This is a genomic window from Micromonospora sp. NPDC048868 (genome assembly GCF_043198195.1).
Classification (GTDB): Bacteria; Actinomycetota; Actinomycetes; order Mycobacteriales; family Micromonosporaceae; genus Micromonospora; species Micromonospora reichwaldensis.
Window position 1 is genome coordinate 116,993 of record NZ_JBICUN010000015.1, and the last position, 20,442, is coordinate 137,434.

Here is a 20,442-nt window from a genome sequence, read left to right on the forward strand (position 1 = left end):
CTCATGTCCACCATGGCTGTCGAAGACGTCGCGGTCGCCCCCGTCGACCAGGGCTTCTGGACCCGTACCCGCAAGGTCGGCGCCGTGCTGCTCGCCCTCGGCCTGCTGGCGACGGTGCTGTTCGGGGCGCTCGCCACCGGCGAGCAGGCCCGCTTCACCCTCAGCGAGGACACCGCCGGCGCCGCGCTCGAGATCCACGGCACCCTCGGCGCGATCCTCTTCGGCCTCGTCGCGGTCGCCGCCGGCGTCGCGATGCTCGCCGGGCTGCCGAAGCGCTGGTTCACCCTCGTGCTCGGCGTCGGCCTGGTCGGCTTCGTGCTGTCGTTCCTCTGCTGGCAGGTCTCCGACGCGCCGCCCGGGCAGAACTTCATGCCGCTGGTCAACATCCTCCGGAACACCTTCATCCTGGCCCTGCCGCTGATCTTCGGCGCCCTCGCTGGCGTGCTCTGCGAGCGCTCCGGCGTGGTCAACGTGGCCATCGAGGGACAGCTGCTGATGGGCGCCTTCAGCGGCGCCCTCTTCGGCAGCCTCTCCGGCAACGTCTGGGTCGGCCTGGTCGCCGCGGCGATCGGCGGCGCGTTCATCTCGCTGCTGCTGGCCGTCTTCTCGATCCGCTACCTGGTCGACCAGGTCGTCATCGGCATCGTGCTCAACCTTCTCGCGGTCGGCGTCACCGGCTTCCTCTACGAGCGGCTGATGCAGACCAACGCGCAGAAGTACAACAGCGCCCCCCGGTTCAGCAACTGGGAGATCCCGCTGCTGTCGGACATCCCGCTGCTCGGCCCGGCCCTGTTCCGGGGCAACATCTTCCTCTACCTCGGCCTGCTGCTGGTGCTGGTCATCCACATCGCGCTCTTCCGTACCCGGTGGGGCCTGCGCACCCGCTCGGTCGGCGAACACCCCACCGCCGCCGACACCCTGGGCGTCAAGGTGCTCGGGCTGCGCTACCGCAACGTGCTGCTCGCCGGCGTGGTCGCCGGCATCGGCGGTGCCTCCTACACGCTGGCGCTCTACTCGTTCACCAAGAACATGATCGGCGGCAAGGGCTTCATCGCCCTGGCCGCGCTGATCTTCGGCCGGTGGAGCCCGACGGGGGCGCTGCTCGCGGCGCTCTTCTTCGGCTTCGCCGACCAGCTCGCCACGTACCTGGGCGCCATCAACAGCGTGATCCCGAACCAGTTCCTGGCCATGCTGCCCTACCTGGCAACGATCCTGGCGGTGGCCGGGCTCGTCGGTCGGGTCCGGGCGCCGGCCGCCGACGGCAAGCCGTACATCAAGGGCTGACGGGGGAGTACCACATGGAGATCGACTGGGAGCGGCTGCGGGCCGCCGCCACCGAGGTGATGCGGCACGCGTACGTGCCGTACTCGAAGTTCCCGGTCGGGGCCGCCGCCCTGGTGGACGACGGCCGGGTGGTGGTCGGCTGCAACGTGGAGAACGCCGCGTACGGCGTGGTGCTCTGCGCCGAGTGCGGCGTGGTCTCCTCGCTGCACGCCACCGGCGGCGGCCGGATCGTGGCCCTGTCCTGCGTCGACGCCACCGGCGAGCCGCTGATGCCGTGCGGCCGGTGCCGCCAGCTGCTCTGGGAGCAGGGCGGCCCGGAGTGCCTCATCGAGGCGAGGGGCGGCCCGCTGCGGATGGCCGAGCTGCTGCCGCACGCCTTCGACGTGACCGACCTGGAGGCCGTGACGGGGGAGGCCCCGGTGCCCGTGGTGCCGGAGCGGCTGGCCGCCTGGCGCGGGCGCGGCACGGTCTTCGTGCACCCCGACCTCTCCGCCGGCCAGCAGGTCTGGACCGCCTACTGGGAACGGTCCGCGGGCGACGACGACGGCGCCGAGACCGGCGTGCTGGAGGAGGGCCCGAGCTGGGACGAGCCGGCGGAGGCGATCACCTGGGGCCTCGCCCGTACGCCCCGGGTGGTGGTCGTGGACGCCTCGGGGGCGATCTTCTGGGCCGGCGAGGGTGAGCCGCCGATGGAGATCCCGGTTCGCTGGGGTTGAGCTTTGGGGATCGGGCCGACCGTGCCCGGCTCCGGGCGGTCAGGCTTGATCCCTCCGCCGGGCACGGTCGGCCCGATCCCTCGGTGGTCGCGGTCCGCGTGCCGGTATCTGCATACGACTAGGAAGATCTTTTGTGATGAGTGCTTTCACGGCGGTTGACGTCATTCGGGTCAAGCGGGACGGGGGGGTGCTCTCCGACGCGCAGATCGACTGGGTGGTGGACGCGTACACCCGGGGGGTGGTCGCCGACGAGCAGATGTCGGCGCTGGCCATGGCGATCCTGCTACGCGGCATGACCGGGCCGGAGATCGCCCGGTGGACCGCCGCGATGATCGCCAGCGGGGAGCGGCTCGACCTCTCCGCCGTCGACCGGCCGACCGTCGACAAGCACTCCACCGGCGGCGTCGGTGACAAGATCACCCTGCCGCTCACCCCGCTGGTCGCCGCGTGTGGCGCCGCCGTGCCGCAGCTCAGCGGCCGGGGCCTCGGGCACACCGGCGGCACGCTGGACAAGCTGGAGTCGATCCCGGGCTGGCGGGCCGCGCTGGGCAACGACGAGTTCACCGCCCAGCTCCGGGACGTCGGCGCGGTGATCTGCGCGGCCGGCGCGGGGCTCGCGCCCGCCGACCGCAAGCTGTACGCGCTGCGCGACGTGACCGGGACCGTCGAGGCCATCCCGCTGATCGCCAGCTCGATCATGAGCAAGAAGATCGCGGAGGGCACCGGCGCGCTGGTGCTCGACGTGAAGGTCGGCTCGGGCGCGTTCATGAAGTCCGTCGAGCAGGCCCGCGAGCTGGCCCGGACGATGGTCGAGCTGGGCGGCGCGCACGGCGTACGGACCGTCGCCCTGCTCACCGACATGTCCACCCCGCTGGGCCTGGCCATCGGCAATGCCGTCGAGGTGACCGAGTCCGTCGAGGTGCTCGCCGGGGGCGGTCCCGCCGACGTGGTCGAGCTGACCCTGGCGCTGGCCCGCGAGATGCTCGACGCGGCCGGGCTGCCGGACGTCGACCCGGCGGCGGCCCTGCGCGACGGCCGGGCGATGGATTCCTGGCGGGCGATGATCCGCGCCCAGGGCGGCGACCCGGACGCCCCGATGCCGACCGCGAACGAGGTCGAGGTGGTGCGCGCGGACACGGACGGCTTCGTCGCGGCGATCGACGCGTACGACATGGGGGTGGCGGCCTGGCGGCTCGGCGCCGGGCGGGCCCGCAAGGAGGACCCGGTCAGCGTGCCGGCGGGGGTCGTGCTGCACCGGCGTCCGGGCGACCCGGTGCGGGCGGGCGACGTCCTCTTCGAACTGCGGGCGGAGGACGCCGCCCGGATCCCGGCGGCCCGGGACGACGCCGCGCGGGCGGTACGGATCGCGCCGACCGCGCCCGCCGCGACGCCGCTGGTCATCGAGCGGATCGGCTGAGCGCGGCGGTCCCCGGGGCGGCATGGTGCCGGCCCGCTCGGACCGCTATCCTCCCTGGCCAGGGGGGACAACCGGCGCCGAGTCGTCGCGAGCAGACAGGAACTTTCGCCGTGACCGTACCTGCCCCCGATCCACGGGAGGTGCGTGAGGCGAGCCTGGACGAGCTGTCCCGGCTGGGCCTCCCGCTGCCGCCCGCCCAGTTCCCGCTCGTGTGGGAGCCCGGCGACCAGATCGAGCTCCGTCCCACCGTGGAGATCGAGGCCCGCATCGCGGTGCTGCACCTGATCCTGGCCCGCTGCTTCGGGATGCCGCCGCAGTCGGCGATGAGCTGGCTGCTCGCCTCGCACCTGGTCGAGATGGTCACGCCGCCGGAGTTCCAGTTCGTGACCGGTGGCAAGGGCGACCACCGGTCGTTCGTGCTGCACCACGACGCGCTCTTCGCGCTGGCCTGGGTGCTCGGCCTGACCAAGCAGCTCGACCCGACGCTGCCGGTCGACGAGCGGCTGGTCGAGCGGATGCCGCACATCCACGACGGGGAGACCTTCGGCCACTGGCGGGCCCGGATCCTCACCGCCCCGCAGCACCCCGCCGACGCGGCCGCCCTGCTGGACCTGCACTACTGCCTGGACTGGGCCTACCTGGAGACGGAACGGGCCGGCCGTACGCCGCCGGGGCTGGTGGACGCGAACGCCATCGGCCAGCGCCGGTGGGCCCTGGAGTGGGCGGTGATGCTGCGCGGGCCGTACCACGACGAGCCCCCCGGCTGGGAAGAGGTCGACCTCTCCACCTGACGCGGGCCTGCCTTACACCTGAGTCGGGTGCCAGGTGGTGAGGCGTACCGCGACGGTCACCCGGACCGGCTCGGTGAGGGCGGCGACCCGGGCGGCGAGCCCGGCCGGGTCGGTGTGCCAGGCGCTGGGGCCCATCCCGACCAGCGTCGCGACCTCCGGGCCGGTCAGCGCCAGCTCCCGCCGGTGCAGGGTGGACGCCCCCGGGGTGAAGTGCCCGCCCAGGCTCTCGGCGACCCGGTCGGCCTTGGCCGGGTCCACCCGCAGCAGGCCGAGGGCGCCGACCAGTTCGGTGAGGTGGTCCTCGGCCGGCGTGACCACCAGCAGCGCGCCGGCCGGGTCGAGGACCCGGTGGAACTCCGCGCCGTTGCGCGGCGCGAAGACGTTCAGCAGCACGGCCGTGCCGGCGTCGGCCAGGGGCAGTCGCTGCCAGGTGTCGGCGAGCGCCGCCGCCGCGCGCGGGTGCGCCCGGGCGGCCCGGCGCAGCGCCGGCTTCGACACGTCGAGGGCGAGACCCGCCGCGTCCGGCAGCGCCGCCAGCACCGCCGCGAGGTGCCGGCCCGTCCCCGCCCCGGCGTCCACCACCAGGGGGTACGCCACGTCGGCGCGCGCCTCGGCGACGTGCCGTACGGCCTGGGCCGCGGCGGCGGCGAGGGCGGCCGAGATGGGGTCGTAGTGGCCGGCGGCGAGGAAGTCGGCGCGGGCGGCCACCATCTCGGCGGTGTCCCCGGCGTGCGGGGCGCGGCCGGCGAGCAGGTTGACGTAGCCCTGGCGGGCCAGGTCGAAGCTGTGCCGGCGCGGGCAGCGCAGCGCGCGGGCGCCGCCGGTGGCGATTTCGGTCAGCGGCTCGGCGCAGACCGGGCAGCGGAGCCGGTCCACGATGCGGGGGTCCACCGGCTCATTCTCCGGGTCGGGTGAGGTGGTCGACCACCCGGTGGGTGAGCGCGTCCAGCGCGGCGACCTCGTCGGGGGTCAGCAGGTCGATGAGGTGCCGACGGACGGCCGCCACGTGGCCGGGGGCGGCTGCCTCGATGGCGCGCCGGCCCTCGGCGGTGAGTACGACGACCGCGCCGCGCCCGTCCGAGGCGCACTCCTCGCGGGCGACGAGGCCGCGCTGCTGCATGCGGGTGAGGTGGTGGGAGAGCCGGCTGCGCGACCAGAGCATCCGGTCGGCCAGCTCGCTGAGCCGCAGCCGCTGGTCGGGTGTCTCCGAGAGGTCGGAGAGCACGTCGTAGTCGGGCTCGGAGAGCCCGGCGTCGCGCATCAGCTCGCGGGCCAGCTCCAGGTCGAGCAGGCGGCGCATCCGCCGATAGCCCCGCCAGGCGCTCTGCTCGCGCTCGTCCAGCCAGCGTGGTTGTGCCATGCCGATCATCCTAGCCATCTGGTTGACATGTCATCAACTCGCCTCCTAGGGTGAGTGACATGTCAACCAGATTGCCGGGCCGGCTGGCCCGCCTGCTGGGCGGCCTCGTGCTGTTCGGCGTCAGCGTGGCCCTGCTGGTCCGCGCCGACCTGGGCCTCGCGTCCTGGGACGTGCTGCACCAGGGCCTCGCCGCGCGGACCGGGCTCCCCCTCGGACAGGTGGTGAACCTGGTCGCCCTCGCCGTGCTGCTGCTCTGGATCCCGCTCCGGCAGCGCCCCGGCGTCGGCACCATCGCGAACGCGGTGGTGGTCGGCGTCGCGGCCGACGTCGCGCTCGCCGTCCTGCCGCCCGTGGCCGCGGTCGCCGGCCGGGTCGGCCTGCTGGTCGTCGGCATCCTGCTCAACGGGCTCGCCACGGCCCTCTACCTCGGGGCCCGCCTCGGTCCCGGGCCGCGCGACGGCCTGATGACCGGGCTGGCCGCCCGCGGCCTGCCGATCGGGCGGGTACGCACGGCCATCGAGCTCGGCGTGCTCGCCCTCGGCTGGGCGCTCGGCGGCACCGTCGGCCCCGGGACCCTCCTCTTCGCCGTCAGCATCGGCCCGCTGGCGGAGCACCTCATCCCGAAGTTCACCGTGCCGGCCCCGGGCCGGCCCGTCACCACAGGAGCGACCTCGCCATGCCCCGCCTGACCGTCATCGTCGCCAGCACCCGGCCCGGCCGCGTGGGCCGCCGGATCGGCGACTGGTTCACCACCCTCGCCGCCGCGTACGACGCCTTCGACGACGTACGCCTCGTCGACCTCGCCGAGGTGGGCCTGCCCTTCCACGACGAGCCGCACCACCCCTCCGAGGGTCGCTACCTGCACGAGCACACCCGAAAGTGGAGCGCCACCGTCGCCGCCTCCGACGCCTTCGTCTTCGTCATGCCGGAGTACAACTACGGCTTCAGCGCGCCGTTGAAGAACGCGATCGACTACCTCTACACGGAGTGGCAGTACAAGCCGGTCGGCTTCGTCAGCTACGGCATGACCTCCGGCGGCCTGCGCGCGGTCCAGATGATCAAACAGGTGGTGACCACCCTCAAGATGATGCCGGCCAACGAGGCGGTGACCGTGTTCCTGCGGCAGGCGCTCGACGACACGGGGGAGCTCGTGCCGGACCCGGAGCGCGACGCCGCCGCCACGGTGCTGCTCGACGAGCTGGCCCGGCTCACCGCCGCCCTCGCCCCGCTGCGGGTGACGGCGTGACCGCCCGGCTGTGGGAGCTGTTCGGCGAGCGCGGCCGGGGCGTGCTGGTGACCCTGCGCCGCGACGGCCGGCCCCAGCTGTCCAACCTCGACTTCCTCGCCGAGCCCGGCCTGATCCGCTGCTCCACCACCGACGGCCGGGCCAAGGTACGCAACCTGCGCCGCGACCCGCGGGCCAGCCTGCACGTCACCACCGCCGACGGCGGGGCCTACGCGGTCGCGGAGGGCGTGGTCACGCTCACCCCGCCCGCGGCGGCGCCCGGTGACGCCACCGTCGAGGAGCTGGTCGAGGTCTACCGGCGCATCCGCGGCGAGCACCCCGACTGGGCGGACTACCGGGCGGCCATGGTCGCCGACGGCCGGCTGGTGCTCCGGCTCACCGTCGAGCGGCTGTACGGCTGGCGTCCCTGACCGGATCCCGGCCGGTCCCGTCGGCCGCTTCCCGTGCGGCCGACTAGGGTCTGAGCATGGTCGCGACAATCCGTTACGAGGACATCGTCAAGGTCCCGAAGGCGCTGCTGCACGATCACCTCGACGGCGGCCTGCGGCCGGCGACGATCGTCGAACTGGCCGCCGAGGTGGGGCACGAACTGCCCACCACCGACCCCGAGGCGCTCGGCCGCTGGTTCGTCGAGGCGGCCGACTCCGGCTCCCTGGAGCGCTACCTCGAGACGTTCGCGCACACCGTCGCCGTCATGCAGACCGCGTCGGCGCTGCGCCGGGTGGCCCGGGAGTGCGCCCAGGACCTGGCCGCCGACGGGGTGGTCTACGCCGAGGTGCGGTTCGCCCCCGAGCAGCACCTGGAGCGGGACCTCACCCTGGACGAGGTGGTCGAGGCGGTGCTGGCCGGCTTCGTCGAGGGCACCGCGCTGGCCGCCGAGGAGGGCCGGCAGATCCGGGTCGGCACGCTGCTCACCGCGATGCGGCACGCCGCCCGGTCGCAGGAGATCGCCGAGCTGGCCGTCCGGCACCGGGACGCCGGGGTGGTCGGCTTCGACATCGCCGGCGCCGAGGCGGGCTTCCCGCCCACCCGGCACCTGGACGCCTTCGAGTACCTCCAGCGGGAGAACTTCCACTTCACCATCCACGCCGGCGAGGCGTTCGGCCTGCCGTCGATCTGGCAGGCGATCCAGTGGTGCGGGGCGGACCGGCTCGGCCACGGGGTGCGGATCGTGGACGACATCACGCCCGGCCCGGAGCCCGTGCTCGGCCGGCTGGCCGCGTACGTGCGGGACAAGCGGATCCCGCTGGAGCTGTGCCCGTCCTCGAACGTGCAGACCGGCGCCGCTCCCTCGATCGCCGAGCACCCGATCGGGCTGCTGCGGGACCTGCGGTTCCGGGCGACGGTGAACACCGACAACCGGCTGATGAGCGGCACGTCGATGTCCCGGGAGATGGCCCTGCTGGTGGACGCCTTCGGCTACGGCTGGAAGGAGCTCCAGTGGTTCACCATCAACGCCATGAAGAGCGCCTTCATCCCGTTCGACGAGCGGCTGAAGATCATCGATGAGGTGATCAAGCCCGCGTACGGCAAGCTGCTGGGCTGACCACGGCGGGCCGCCGCGTTCCGGCGGCCCGGTCAGGTGCGGTGCGGGTGGCCGGCGAGCAGGCCGGCCACCGCGCGCAGCACCTCGCCCGCCCGGGCCGCTTCGGCGCCCAGGCCGGTCTGCCGCCGCAGCACCGCCGGCTCGGCGCGCAGCAGCGCCAGGCCGCGGCGCACCAGCACCCCGGGCGCCTTGCGCTGCTCGGCGAGGTCGCGCGCCAGCCGGCGGACGAAGGTCGCCCCCCGGGGGCGCCGCAGGGCGTAAGCCCCGGCCAGGACCCCTCTCCGGCGGCACTCCTCGACGATCTCGGCAGCGAAGATCCCTTCGGCCACGAAAAGTGGCGAACCGGCGACCTCGAATGGCCGGGTGGACACCCGACGGTCCGCACCGATCGCATAAACCGGCACATCGGCCTTGCCCTCCCTGGCCAGTCGGGCAATCGTCTCCACGGCCGCCGCAGCGTCCCAGGAGCGGGGGGACTCCCAATCCACCAGGCCGTTTCGTCGCGGCAACGTAGGGTCGTCACCGTTCTTGTAGAAGTCGTCCAGGCAGAGCACCGGAAGACCGGTTCGCTGCGCTATGTACGACTTTCCGGACCCGGAAGGACCGGCGAGCAGGACAACGCGATGAGGCTGCTTCATTACTTTCAGTGACTCCGGCCAGACGGATTGCTATCAAATTGCATCAACATCTCATCACACCGCTGGCTGCGGCCAACCTGGGCTTTCTCTTTGGCAGGTAGCGTGATGGAATCTCGGATGGTCCGGCCCGCAGGGTCGGCCGCTGGTCCTTGTCCAGGGGCAATGCGGATCCAGAAATCGCGAGGGCGGTGACGTGAGCAAACGGCCAAAGCCGGCGGGCTCCTTCCTGTCGCGTCTGCGCCGGCCGGCCGGTCGGTTCCGCGACATGCCGATCTGGTCCAAGCTCGGCCTCATCATGATCGTGCCGACCATCGCCACGGTGGTCGTGGGCACCAGCGGTCTGGTCGACCACCTGGAGACCCTCAACAACGCCAACCGGGCCGGCGACCTGGCCAACCTCGTCGGCTACTCGGGCGACCTGGTCGACGACCTCCAGAACGAGCGGACCAACGCGCTGCGCCTGCTGGGCGTCCCGCGCGGCCAGGACAACGCCCGCTACAAGCAGGCGTACGAGCAGGCCAACAAGCAGGTCGACGAGGCCAAGGGGCGGTACTCCCAGCAGCGGGCCGAGGTCGAGGACCTCCCGGCCAACCTCGACGGCCTGCTGGGCGAGATCGACCAGACCCTGACCGACCTGCCCGGCACCCGCAGCCAGGTCTTCAACGGCAAGCTCGGGCTCGTCCCGGCCATGCAGGCCTACGACGGCCTGATCGACGACCTGATCAGCATCCGCGACTCGGCCACCCAGCTCGCCGGCGACAACGAGCTCAGCGACAAGATGCGCGCATCGACCGCCACCGCCCGGAACAAGGAGTTCCTCTCCCGCCGCCGCGACGTGGTGCACCGGGCGTTCATCCAACAGCGGCTCACCCCGAACCTGCGCAACGAGTACATCGCCACCAGCACCGGCTCCAGCCAGTGGCTGCAGAGCTTCCAGGTGGTGGCCAGCCAGCCCGAGCAGGAGTACTACGCCCAGGTGGTCGCCGGCCCCGACCTGCGCGAGGCGAACACCTACAACAGTTGGCTCAACGGCATCACCACCGCCGACACCCTGACCGGCGCCCCGTTCGACGCCGACCAGTGGGACGCGGCGATGGTGGCCAACGCCAAGCTGATCCGTACGGTCGAGGCGAAGATCGACCGCGAGGTCGTCGCGGGCGCGGAGAACCTCCGCTCCGACGTGCAGCGCCAGGTGTTCCTGGAGACCGGCCTGCTGCTCAGCATGCTGCTCCTGGCGATCCTCTTCGCCTACCTGGTCGCCCGCTCGATGGCCCGCTCCCTGCGCGACCTGCGCCAGGGCGCACTCTCCATCGCCCAGTACGGCCTGCCCCAGGCCGTGGCCCGGCTGCGCGACCCCAAGGTGACCGGCCAGCTCTCCCCGGTGCAGCTCGCCAACCAGATCGCCGAGCCGCTGCCGGTGCGCAGCAAGGACGAGTTCGGCCAGGTGACCGAGGCGTTCAACGCGGTCCACCTGGAGGCCGTCCGCACCGCCGCCGAGCAGGCCGCGCTGCGCGCGTCCGTCGCGACGATGTTCGTCAACCTGGCCCGCCGCTCGCAGATCCTGGTCGACCGCCTGATCGGTCACCTCGACCGGCTGGAGCGCGGCGAGGAGGACCCGGACCGGCTGGCCGAGCTGTTCCAGCTCGACCACCTGGCGACCCGGATGCGCCGTAACGACGAGAACCTCCTGGTGCTCGCCGGCGCCGACTCCACCCGCGTGCAGCGGCAGCCGGCCGCGCTGATCGACGTGCTCCGGGCGGCCCAGTCCGAGGTCGAGCACTACACCCGGATCGAGTTCGGGGTGATCGACCGGGACATCGAGGTCGCGGCGCACGCCGTCAACGACCTGGTCCACCTGGTCGCCGAGCTGTTCGACAACGCCACCGCCTTCTCGCCGCCGGACTCGCACGTCATGGTGGAGGCCCGGCGCGTCGGCGACCGCGCGTCGCTCTACGTGGAGGACCGGGGCATCGGGATCAGCCCTGACCAGCTCCACGACCTCAACGAGCGGCTCGCCACGCCGCCGCAGGTCGATGTGGCCGTCTCGCGGATGATGGGCCTGGTCGTGGTCGCCCGGCTGGCGTCCCGGCACGGCGTCAAGGTCGAGCTGCGTCCGGGCACCGACCGGGGGACCGTCGCCGAGGTGGTCATGCCGACCTCGGTGCTCGTGCCCCGGGCGCTCTCCGGCCGCCCGCAGTCGTCGCCCGCGCTGCCGGCGCCCGGCCCGCAGTCGCACGGCCCGGCCCCCGCCTTCGGCGCGCTGCCGGCGCTCGGCAACGGCCCGGCCAACCCGATGCCCACGCAGCGCCCCGGCGAGTCCGGCAACCAGGTCACCCTGGGCGGCCGGCCGTTCGATCCGGCGCCGCGCAACGGGGCCGGCACGCCGGCCTCGGCCGGCTCGACGCGGTCCATGCCGGCCTGGTCGGACCTGACCGGCGCCAGCGGCTTCAACGGCGGCGAGGCATTCCGGCCGCGCACGTCGAACGGCGAGCCGATCGACGCGCTGCCGCAGCGCCGGTCGACCGACGACCAGGACGCCACGGGCCAGCAGCAGGCCGTCCCCCGGCAGCTGCCCAGCAGCCCCGAGGCCCGGCCGTACTCCGTCCCGCCGGTCTCCGCGCCGCCCGTGCCCTACGCGGGCCCGCCGGTGTCGACCCCGCCGGTTCCCTACTCCGCGCCGCCGGTGTCCGGCCCGCCGGTCTCCGGCATGCCGGTCTCGGCGTCACCCGTCTCCGGCCACCCGTACTCCGGCCCGCCGGTCTCGGCCGCGCCGTACTCCGGCCCGCCGTACTCGCCGCCGTCGACCGGCCCGCTGCCGCAGCGCCCGGCCCCCGGCACGCCGGCGCCGCCCGCCTGGCCGCCGGTCGCCGGTGCCGACCGGGACGTGGCGACCCCGCCGGTGCCCGAGCGGCTGGCCGCCGCGCTGGACATGACGACCGAACTGCCGCGGGTGCCGCGCTCCGGCGCGCCGGCCCAGGCTCCCGCGCCGGCGGAGCGGTCGGCACCGGCCGTCCCGCAGGCGCGGCCGACCACGCCGCCGGCCCAGACCCCGCAGCGGTACGCGGACGAGACGATGGAGCTGCCGATCTTCCGGGAGCTCGAGTCGGCCTGGTTCCGTACCCGCCGCCCGGGGCCGGATGAGGCGGCGCCGGCCGCCGAGAAGACGCCGACCAACGGTGCACCGACCCAGCAGTTCGCCCGGGTCGACGCCAGCGGTCGGGCCGTGCAGCCGACACCACCCGGGACGACAGGTAACGCACCGATGGCAGACACTCCGGCGGCCGGAGGAGCGCCGCGCGAGAACGGACCGACGGCCAACGGGGGTGCCCGCCCCGGCTTCGCCGACAGCTTCGGTCACCGCCGCTCCTCGCAACAGACCGGTGGTTGGCAGACCGCGGCCGACGACGGGTGGCGCGCCGCCTCGGCGGCGACCGAGGTGCCCGTCGCGGCGACCACCTCGACCGGTCTACCCAAGCGCACCCCGATGGCGCAACTGGTGCCCGGCGCGGTGGAGAAGCCCGCCCCCGCGGTGCAGCGGCGTACGCCGGAGGGTGTCCGAGGCCTGCTTTCGGCCTACCATCGGGGCGTGCAGCGGGGGCGTACGAACCCGTCGGACAGCAACCCGACCAGCCCGGAGGCGACTCCGGGAGGGCAGCAATCCTCGCAGTCTGGCTCAGGCCCGATGGCCGGGAGCGGGCAGAAGGAGCAAGAACGATGACAACTACGCAGGATCTCGGTTGGCTGCTGGCCAACTTCGCCGATCGGGTACCCGGTGTCGCGCACGCGGTCGCCGTCTCCGCGGACGGACTGCTCCTCGCGTCGTCACGGGACCTCCCGCGGGACCGGGCCGATCAGCTGGCCGCGATCGCGTCCGGCCTGGTCAGCCTCACCCAGGGCGCGGCCCGCTGCTTCGAGGGAGGCGCGGTGCTGCAGACAGTGGTGGAGATGGACAATGGCTTCCTGTTCCTGATGTCCATCTCGGACGGGTCGTCGTTCGCGGTGCTCGCCGCCCGCAGCAGCGACGTGGGACAGGTGGGCTACGAGATGGCCCTGCTGGTCGACCGGGTGGGCGACGCGTTGACCCCGCAGCCACGCGCGGCTGCGGGAATGCTGGGCTGACGACCCGTTGACCCGTGAGGTCGGCGGGGTGACAACGACAACGACGACGGCTCCATCCGGAGCCGGTGCCGGGTGCGAGGGAGGTGAGCGGCGACATGGCCGATCGTGACGAACCGACCGGAGCGTTGGTCCGTCCATACGCCGTTACCCGTGGTCGTACCCGCCCCCGCCTCGACATCGCGCTGGAGGCGCTCGTCGAGACGACGGTGCGCGGCCGCGCCGCTGCCAATGGCAACGGCGCTCAGGGCCGCGAGCACCAGTACATCGCTGCGCTGTGTGATGGACGTGTGCAGTCGCTCGCCGAGATCGCGGCGCGCATGCAGCTCCCGCTCGGTGTGGCCCGGGTGCTCATCGCCGACATGGCGACGGACGGCCTGGTCGCGGTCCACGAGCCGACCATCCTGGACGACTCGGACGACGCGGTGGGCACTGAACTGCTGGAGAGGGTGCTGAGTGGACTTCGCAGGCTCTGACATGTCGCACCGCCCGCCGACCCCGAGTGGGCGCGTGACGTCGGCGAAGATCGTTATCGCCGGTGGATTCGGCGTCGGCAAGACGACGCTGGTCGGCTCGGTCTCGGAGATCACGCCGCTGACGACCGAGGCCATCATGACCTCCGCCGGCGTGGGCGTCGACGACACCCGGCAGGTGCCGGGCAAGACGACGACCACGGTGGCGATGGACTTCGGCCGCATCTCGATCGACCGTGACCTGATCCTGTACCTGTTCGGTACGCCGGGGCAGACCCGGTTCTGGTTCATGTGGGACGAGTTGGTCCGCGGTGCGATCGGCGCGGTCGTGCTGGTGGACACCCGCCGGCTGGCCGACTGCTTCGCGGCGATCGACTTCTTCGAGCACCGGCGGCTGCCGTACCTGGTGGCCATCAACTGCTTCGACGGGATGCAGTACCACGACCCGCAGGACGTCCGGGACGCGCTCGCGATCCCCGGCGACGTGCCGGTGGTGGCCTGCGACGCCCGTAACCGGGAGTCGACGAAGCACGTGCTGATCTCGCTGGTCGAGTACGTGCTGACCATGCGGCGCTCGCGCGCCGTGGCGCCGGCCTGATCGCCGCGACGCGCCCGGTGACGGCCTCGGCCGCCACCGGGCGCTCGTCGCTGCCCGCGCCCCGGTGGGGCCAGGTCAGGAGACCCGCGTCCAGGCACCCGCGCTGACGGTGTAGACGCCCAGCGAGCCCTGGTCCATGCCGCCGTGCCGGATGGGGGTGAAGGAGTACATCCCCGCCATCCCCTCGGTGACCTGGTTCTGCAGGAACGCCCGGATCCGTCCACGGTCGACGCTGGTGGACAGCCGCGCCGCGTCGGCGATCAGCTGCACCGCGTCGGACGCGTACGGGGCGAAGCCGCTGAACCCGCCGTGCAGCTGAACGTAGCGGTAGACGAACTCCTTGCGGTCCAGCGCCGACATGGTGGTGTTGGCGAGCATCGCTCCGCCCAGCGAGGTCGGGTGGACGGCGTACGCGCCCTCCAGGAGGGCCGCGTTCCCGCCCTCCAGGGTCTGCTCGGCGACCCCGCCCGCGTCGAGGAACACCGGTCCGTCGTAGCCGGCCCGGCGCAGCGCCCCGACCGCGGCGGCCGAGTCCGGGGCGGTCGCCCAGACCACCACCCCGTCGGGGCGCGAGCCCGTCGCCGCGCGGGCCGCCCGGCGGAGGTCCGCGCCGGTGCGGGGCAGCCGGGTGGCGGTGCCCAGGGCCACCCCGGCCGTCCGCAGGGCCCCTGTCATGGCCCGTACGCCGGAGTCGCCGTGCAGGCCGTCCGCGGCCAGCAGCGCCACCCGGGAGAGCCGCTGCGAGGCGATGAGCCGGGCGAGCCGTCGGGCCATGTCGCCGGCGTCCGGGGTCATCTTGAAGACGTACGTCCGCTGCGCCAGCGGCAGCACGATCCCGTCGCCGAAGGCGAGTGAGAGGAACGGCACCCGCTCCTTCTGCGCCACCCCGGCCAGGGCCATCGAGGTCTCGGCCAGGGTGCCGCCGACCAGGGCGTGCACGCCGCCGTCGCGGGCCAGCGCGGTGGCCTGCCGGGCCGCCAGCGCGGGGTTGCCGGCGTTGTCCCGCACCTCCAGCCGTACGGCGCGGCGGAGGTTGCCGATCGGTACGCCCTTGGCGTTCAGCGATTCGAGGGTGATCTCCAGCGCCCGCTGCTGGAGGACGCCGAGCGCGGCGCCGGGACCGGTCAGCTCCAGGCTGACCCCGACCAGCAGTTCCTGACCGCCCGGCGCGACCGCCGTGGCGCGATCGCCCTCGCCCGCCTCGCCGCGCCCGCAGGCGCTGAGCAGGAGCGTGCCGGCCGTCGCGGCCAGCAGCCCCCGACGGGTGAACACGGAGGGGCCGTTCGCCGATGTCGCCATGAGTCGCCTTCCCACCCGGCGACCCCTGCCGCCGGCTGTTCCGCCGGTATGCTCCCGGCCGCCGCGACGTGGCGTCAAATTATCCGGGTGTGGGCAGGAACACGCAGGTGGGAGGCGGTTTCCCGGCGGTCAGGAACGGTAGCCGGCGGAGCGGTACTCGTATTCCCGGTCGTCGTCGCGGTCGCCCGTGTCGCGGGTGAAGTCCCAGCCGCCGGCGGCCTCCCGGCCGGGTCGGCCGCCGACCGCGAACCCGCCGATCTCCTGTCCACGGCGCCAGCCGCGGAAGTAGCCGGTGGTGTTCTCGGCGAGGCTCGCCGCGTCGCGGACGATCCGCAGGGGTCGCTCGTCCCGCAGCGGTGAGCCGGGGACGAGGTTGGCCTGGGGGACCCGCTTCGGCAGCCCCGCCGGGGTCTCGGCGCCGACCGCCGGGCGGGCGGCCTGCTCGGCCGCCTGCCAGCCGGTGTCGGCCGTGGTCGACCACTCCAGGTCGGCCTCGTCGTCGTGCCCCACGAACCAGGCGGACTTGGCCTGGGCGAAGATCAGCAGGTCGCCGTCGCCCTCGTCGGACACGGGCGGCGGGCGGCGCTCCATCGGGGGCGCCGGGCGGTACTCGGCCGCCGGCCGCTCGTCACGCGGTGCCGGCCGGTACTCGGCTGCCGGCCGCTCGTCGCGGGGCGCCGGTCGCTCGTCGCGGAGTGCGGGCCGCTCGTCGCGGAGTGCCGGTCGGTATTCGGCTGCCGGCCGCTCGTCGCGGGGCGCCGGCCGGTACTCGGTCGGCGGCCGCTCCTCGCGGGGGGCGGGCCGGCCGTTGCGGGCGGCCTCCTCGCGGTCGACAAGCCGCAGCGGGGGCGTCTCGGGCTGGGCGTCGGCGGCCGGGCCCGTTCCGTCGCGCAGCGCGCGGTCCGCCAGCGGCGGGGGCTCGACCAGCCGCAGCACCGGCGGCTCCTGGGGCAGGTCGTCGGCCAGCCAGGGCGGGGTGACCCGGCGCTCCGCCCCCGGATCGGTCGGGGCGTCGACGCCGCGCCCGCCGCGGTCGCCGTAGGAGCCGACGACAGGGTTCTTGGCGGAACTGTCGGCCGGGTCCTCCGGGTTGTTGACCAGCGGCCAGTTCGCCCGGGAGCCGGGGGGAGCGGACTCCGCCCGGGCGGCCGGGGAGGCGGGTTCCTGGCCGGGGCGTGGCGTGGGCACGGGAACGCTGAGGTCGGTGGCGCTGAAGCCGCCCGTGGGCGTGGCCGGCTCGCCGTTGGTCTTCGGGCGGGGCGGGATCACGGTGCGCTGGCGCTCCGCGCGGGCGCTCTGGATCGCCGCCGTGGTCAGGGTGGGGCGGAACGGCTCTCCCGCCTCGGCCGGTGGCACCGTGCCGCGCTGCGCCGGCGCGATCGGGGTGATGCCCGGCGGCGGAGGCGGCGGCGCGGAGACCGGGCGGTTGGTCGGGCCGTCGATCCGGCTGGGCAGCGACCCGGGGCGCGTCGGGGGCGCGGAGACCGGGGGACCGGCGACCGCGGCCGGCGTCATCGGCGTCGGCGCGACCGGCGGCGGGCTGACGGGGGCCGGCGCGACCGGCGGTGGGCCGAGCGGCCGGGGGGCCGGGGGTGGCGTCGGGCCGGAGGCGGGCTCGGGCCGGCTGCGGCGGCCGCCGCCCGGGGCGGGCTCGGGCTCGGCGGGCCGGAGGGCGCGCAGGCCGTTGCCGGCGGGGGTGAGGCCGGACAGGGCACCGCCGGTGGGGGCGAGGCCGGGTGCGTCGCCGAGCGGTTCGCCGTGCCGGATCGCGGTGCGGCGGCCGGGGGCCGGGGTGGCGGGCGTGCCGACCCGGTCGTTGAGCGCGCCCACCAGTGCCTGGCAGCCGGCGTCGCAGGCCCGGACGGAGGCGACCGCCTGTCGCACGGTCTCCGCCACGGCGGAGGTGAGGGCGCGGTTGACGGTGGCGCGTCGGGGCGTCTCGCTGATGGCCACCCGCAGGGCGGTCACCGCTGAGGTGAGCTCGTCGGCGTCGGCGACCCCGTTGGCGGCGAGCCGCGCCGTGACCGCCTCGGCGGGGGCCGGGGCGTCGTCGCCGAGGCCCGCGGTGCCGCTCAGCATGCCGGGCTCGGGCAGGGCGTCCAGCACGGCCAGCGAGACCGGCTCGGCCGGGTCCGGGTACGCCCGCAACGCGGCCGGGTAGAGCTCGCGGAGCACCTCCCGCAGCGCGACGGCGGCGGAGTGCCGGCCGCTGGCCAGGGCGGCGTGGGCGGCGAGGACCTGCTTGTAGCCGGCGAGGTCCCGGGGGGCCGGGAGGGTGACGGCGGAGAGGGCGCCGGCCTGCAGGGCGCGGGCCAGGCCGACGGCGCGCCGCTCGGCCGGGGGCGACTGCATCTCCTCCAGGGAGTCGTCGTCGGCGAAGCGCTCGGCGAAGTCGTCGACGGAGTCGTCGTCGGCGATCGCCAGTGGACGCCCGGCGGCGCTGAGCAGCGAGGTGACCGTGTGGTCGTCGCTGTCGGCGGCGATGGCCGCACCGCTCGGCCCGCCCGACCGCTCCACGAGCAGCGCGACCAGCTGGGCGTAGCCAGCGGGGTCGTCGCCGATCTCGCAGACATGCAGCAGACGGCCTGCGTCGTCGACCACAGCGGACGTCAGCGTCGAACCGGCCGAGACCGGTCGGTCGGCCGGATCCGCCGAGGCCAGACCGCAGTACACGCGCACGAGCGCCACGGCGTCGTCCTCCTCCCGGGACACAAGGCTTTCACTGCCAGAGACTGATGCTCCCCGTAAAGGGTCAGTCGCGCCAGTCCACGGTCGCAGAGATCTTCCCGACAATGGTGCGCCAACCCAGACTTGCGGTTTGTGCCCCGATTTTCCTCAGTCGGCGCCGACCGAAGAACCCGCCGACGCCGCCGTCGACCGAGGCGCGCAGCGCCTCGTCCAGGTCGTCGAGGCTGGAGCCGGCGGAGAGCATGTCCAGCACCGCGGGCAGCCGCAGCGCGTACGCCAGGTCACGGGCCACCTCGCCGGCCTCGATGAGCAGCGTCCAGTCCCAGGTGTCGTGCCCGCCGCGGAGGTTCTCCACCACCAGGTCGAGCTCGTAGACGTCCTCGTCGAGCGGCGCGATGTCGGCCGGCTCCACCCGTTCGGACAGTTCATTCCAGCTGTCCAGTTGAGACAGGTCGTTCGGCGCCCCGGAGCGGATGAAGCTGACAAGCGACTCGGGCGTCTTGAAGAGCAGCAGCTTCCCACGGTGGGTGAGGAAGACCGGCACCTCCTCGTCGCCCGCCTCGTCCTCGTCGTCCTCGGCGGCGGTCTCGGCGTCCTCGTCGTCGGTCGCGTCGCGGCGGCGGCCCTTGGCCTCCTCGTCGTCGCTCTCGGCGAACTCCTGGGCGACCTCCTCGTCGAGGATGACGACGGCCTCGTCGTCGTCATCGTCGTCCTCCTCCGTGACCTGGCGGCGGGCCAGGAACGGGTCGTCCTGGTCGCGCTCGGTGACGTCGGTCGGGGTCAGCTCCCGCGCCGGCCGGTAGGCCCGCAGGGTGTAGCCCGTGCCGGCGGGCAGCGCGATCTCCACCGGGTCGATGCGCAGCTCGTCCCAGAGGGCGCGGGCGGCCTCGGCCGAGACGGTTGCGGTGCCGGACTCGGCCGGGGCGTCGGCGTCGTCGAGCTCGGGCTCGTCGGCGTCGGGCCGTTGGGGCGACTGGCGGGCCACGCTGACCTCCGTGTGCTTCGGGTTGCCCGCCGGCGTCCGCCGCCGGCGAGTGACTCTGGGCACATACCCTAGTGGGCGTCTCCGGGAGACCGGTGCCCGCACCCCGGTGGCGGAGCGGGCGGCCGACAAGTAGCGTTGCTACACATGAAGGCCCAGGCGCTGCACGGACACCTCGACGCGCTGCTGCTCGCGGTGCTCGAGCAGGGTTCGCTGCACGGCTACGCGATCATCGAGGCGCTGCGCAACCGCAGCGACGGGCAGCTCGACCTGCCGACCGGCACCATCTATCCCGCGCTGCGCCGGCTGGAGCGGGCCGGCCACGTGGCCAGCACCTGGAGCACCGTCAACGGGCGGGAACGGCGGACGTACCAACTCACCGACGAGGGCCGGCGGGCGCTGGCCGGCGAGCGGTCCGGGTGGCGCGAGTTCCGCTCCACCGTCGGCCGGTTCCTCGACACCGACACCCCGCCGGTGGCGCCGGCCTGACGGGCACCGGCCAGCGCGACAGGCCGGTGTCCCTCGTCCGTCCTCCGTCCGTGCGGGACGGTCGGCGGCCCTCCGGCCCGGGCGGGGCGCCCGATCCGTGGCGGGGATCAGCGGGCGGCGAGCAGCCAGGTGCGGGCGGCCCGGCCGAGCCAGAGGTAGCCGGCGGCGGCCACCACCGCGCCGATGATCATGGGCGGCCAGGTGAGCGCGTCGTCCCAGAGGCCGATCGACCACGCGAAGAGTGCCGAGCCGGTCAGTACGCCGAGGGCGAGGACCCCGACGAGGGCCGCCCCCACCGCCCGGTCGGCGCCGCCGCGCAGCGCCGCCCGGCCGGCCGGCAGCAGCCCTGTCGCGGCCAGCGCGAACGCGGCCGCCCAGATCCAGCCCACCGACGCCGACAGCAGTTGGTAGGCGGCCGGCGGCGGGGAGCCGCCCCAGCCCGACCCCTGCCAGGTGAGGTCGCCGGCGACGAACGCGACAGTGGCGAGCGCGATGACCCGCAGCGACAGCCCGCGCAGCGCGCCCGCCGCCAGCTCCGCCTGGTAGGCGGGGGCGAGCTGCGCCGGCGAGCCGAACTCGGCCACCGCCCGGCGCTGCGCCTCCGTCGCCGGCAGCCCGTCGGCCCGGTACGCCTCGACGGCGTCCAGCAGCCCGTGCCGTGCCTCGGTCAGCAGGTCGGACTTGAGCCGGCGCGGCCCCCGCAGGTGCGCGCCCAGCTCCCGCAGCCGTTCCTCCACCGTCGTCGCGTCGTCCTCGCCCCGCATGGCCCCACCCTGTCACGGGTCGCCGCCGGACGTCG

19 protein-coding genes and 2 pseudogenes are annotated in these 20,442 nt (G+C 74.3%); 13 read left to right on the top strand and 8 right to left on the bottom strand.

Going from position 1 to position 20,442, the window contains the following annotated elements; genetic code table 11:
- The first annotated feature begins 3 nt into the window (after positions 1-3).
- From ACGFNF_RS22270 to ACGFNF_RS22285, 4 genes are all read left to right on the top strand, one after another.
- Positions 4-1,284 (top strand): ABC transporter permease, encoded by a 1,281-nt coding sequence (locus ACGFNF_RS22270; protein ID WP_393170343.1) that lies wholly within the window; start codon positions 4-6, stop codon positions 1,282-1,284.
- Positions 1,285-1,298: 14 nt separating this feature from the next.
- Positions 1,299-2,000, top strand: coding sequence for a cytidine deaminase (locus tag ACGFNF_RS22275; RefSeq protein ID WP_311413725.1), 702 nt, complete (start codon positions 1,299-1,301; stop codon positions 1,998-2,000).
- 136 nt (positions 2,001-2,136) lie between these two features.
- Positions 2,137-3,417 (top strand): thymidine phosphorylase, encoded by a 1,281-nt coding sequence (locus ACGFNF_RS22280; protein ID WP_393170345.1) that lies wholly within the window; start codon positions 2,137-2,139, stop codon positions 3,415-3,417.
- A 110-nt stretch (positions 3,418-3,527) separates the two neighbouring features.
- Complete coding sequence (locus tag ACGFNF_RS22285) at positions 3,528-4,208, top strand: DUF4272 domain-containing protein (RefSeq protein WP_132231450.1); 681 nt, start codon at positions 3,528-3,530, stop codon at positions 4,206-4,208.
- Positions 4,209-4,220: 12 nt separating this feature from the next.
- On the opposite strand, the gene ACGFNF_RS22290 is transcribed toward ACGFNF_RS22285, so the two are convergent.
- On the bottom strand, positions 4,221-5,099 hold the full coding sequence (locus ACGFNF_RS22290) for a putative RNA methyltransferase (RefSeq protein ID WP_393170348.1): 879 nt from the start codon (positions 5,097-5,099) through the stop codon (positions 4,221-4,223).
- 4 nt (positions 5,100-5,103) lie between these two features.
- A complete protein-coding gene (locus ACGFNF_RS22295; RefSeq protein WP_357579972.1) occupies positions 5,104-5,568 on the bottom strand; it encodes a MarR family transcriptional regulator in 465 nt (154 codons plus the stop codon).
- A gap of 59 nt (positions 5,569-5,627) precedes the next feature.
- On the opposite strand from ACGFNF_RS22295, the gene ACGFNF_RS22300 reads away from it, so the two are divergent.
- From ACGFNF_RS22300 to ACGFNF_RS22315, 4 genes are read left to right on the top strand one after another with little or no spacing between them, the layout of a single operon-like run.
- Positions 5,628-6,257, top strand: coding sequence for a YitT family protein (locus ACGFNF_RS22300; protein WP_393170350.1), 630 nt, complete (start codon positions 5,628-5,630; stop codon positions 6,255-6,257).
- Complete coding sequence (locus ACGFNF_RS22305) at positions 6,245-6,814, top strand: NADPH-dependent FMN reductase (protein ID WP_393170352.1); 570 nt, start codon at positions 6,245-6,247, stop codon at positions 6,812-6,814. The genes ACGFNF_RS22300 and ACGFNF_RS22305 overlap by 13 nt, the downstream gene beginning before the upstream one ends.
- Complete coding sequence (locus tag ACGFNF_RS22310) at positions 6,811-7,224, top strand: PPOX class F420-dependent oxidoreductase (RefSeq protein ID WP_357579975.1); 414 nt, start codon at positions 6,811-6,813, stop codon at positions 7,222-7,224. Before ACGFNF_RS22305 ends, ACGFNF_RS22310 begins: the two co-directional genes overlap by 4 nt.
- A gap of 56 nt (positions 7,225-7,280) precedes the next feature.
- The gene (locus tag ACGFNF_RS22315; RefSeq protein WP_132231438.1) at positions 7,281-8,360 is read left to right on the top strand and encodes an adenosine deaminase; all 1,080 of its coding nucleotides are present in this window, start codon (positions 7,281-7,283) and stop codon (positions 8,358-8,360) included.
- A gap of 32 nt (positions 8,361-8,392) precedes the next feature.
- On the opposite strand, the gene ACGFNF_RS22320 is transcribed toward ACGFNF_RS22315, so the two are convergent.
- Positions 8,393-8,731 carry a hypothetical protein gene (locus ACGFNF_RS22320; protein WP_311413734.1) on the bottom strand — a complete coding sequence of 113 codons (339 nt, stop codon included), beginning with the start codon at positions 8,729-8,731 and terminating at the stop codon, positions 8,393-8,395.
- A gap of 460 nt (positions 8,732-9,191) precedes the next feature.
- Between ACGFNF_RS22320 and ACGFNF_RS22325 the strand changes: the two genes are divergently transcribed.
- From ACGFNF_RS22325 to ACGFNF_RS22340, 4 genes are all read left to right on the top strand, one after another.
- Positions 9,192-12,716, top strand: a complete 3,525-nt coding sequence (locus ACGFNF_RS22325; RefSeq protein ID WP_393170355.1) for a nitrate- and nitrite sensing domain-containing protein — start codon at positions 9,192-9,194, stop codon at positions 12,714-12,716.
- A complete protein-coding gene (locus tag ACGFNF_RS22330; RefSeq protein ID WP_007455462.1) occupies positions 12,713-13,117 on the top strand; it encodes a roadblock/LC7 domain-containing protein in 405 nt (134 codons plus the stop codon). Before ACGFNF_RS22325 ends, ACGFNF_RS22330 begins: the two co-directional genes overlap by 4 nt.
- A gap of 95 nt (positions 13,118-13,212) precedes the next feature.
- Positions 13,213-13,590 carry a DUF742 domain-containing protein gene (locus tag ACGFNF_RS22335; RefSeq protein WP_132232372.1) on the top strand — a complete coding sequence of 126 codons (378 nt, stop codon included), beginning with the start codon at positions 13,213-13,215 and terminating at the stop codon, positions 13,588-13,590.
- 1 nt (position 13,591) lies between these two features.
- Positions 13,592-14,185: an ATP/GTP-binding protein gene (locus tag ACGFNF_RS22340; RefSeq protein ID WP_132231432.1), complete on the top strand. Its 594-nt coding sequence runs from the start codon at positions 13,592-13,594 to the stop codon at positions 14,183-14,185.
- A gap of 75 nt (positions 14,186-14,260) precedes the next feature.
- Here ACGFNF_RS22340 and ACGFNF_RS22345 read toward each other — a convergent pair whose 3' ends face one another.
- From ACGFNF_RS22345 to ACGFNF_RS22360, 4 genes and pseudogenes are all read right to left on the bottom strand, one after another.
- Positions 14,261-15,484, bottom strand: coding sequence for an ABC transporter substrate-binding protein (locus ACGFNF_RS22345; RefSeq protein ID WP_357579977.1), 1,224 nt, complete (start codon positions 15,482-15,484; stop codon positions 14,261-14,263).
- Between the two features lie 129 nt (positions 15,485-15,613).
- Positions 15,614-16,159: pseudogene (locus ACGFNF_RS22350) on the bottom strand (transposase); the annotation flags it as partial.
- A gap of 144 nt (positions 16,160-16,303) precedes the next feature.
- Positions 16,304-18,196, bottom strand: a pseudogene (locus ACGFNF_RS22355) (transposase); the annotation flags it as partial.
- Positions 18,197-18,236: 40 nt separating this feature from the next.
- On the bottom strand, positions 18,237-19,220 hold the full coding sequence (locus ACGFNF_RS22360) for a DNA primase (protein WP_393170357.1): 984 nt from the start codon (positions 19,218-19,220) through the stop codon (positions 18,237-18,239).
- An 81-nt stretch (positions 19,221-19,301) separates the two neighbouring features.
- Here ACGFNF_RS22360 and ACGFNF_RS22365 point away from each other — a divergent pair, with 81 nt between their 5' ends.
- Positions 19,302-19,643 (top strand): PadR family transcriptional regulator, encoded by a 342-nt coding sequence (locus ACGFNF_RS22365; RefSeq protein ID WP_393170359.1) that lies wholly within the window; start codon positions 19,302-19,304, stop codon positions 19,641-19,643.
- 107 nt (positions 19,644-19,750) lie between these two features.
- Here the strand turns inward: ACGFNF_RS22365 and ACGFNF_RS22370 are convergent, their stop codons facing one another.
- Positions 19,751-20,407 carry a permease prefix domain 1-containing protein gene (locus tag ACGFNF_RS22370; protein ID WP_393170361.1) on the bottom strand — a complete coding sequence of 219 codons (657 nt, stop codon included), beginning with the start codon at positions 20,405-20,407 and terminating at the stop codon, positions 19,751-19,753.
- Positions 20,408-20,442: the final 35 nt, after the last annotated feature.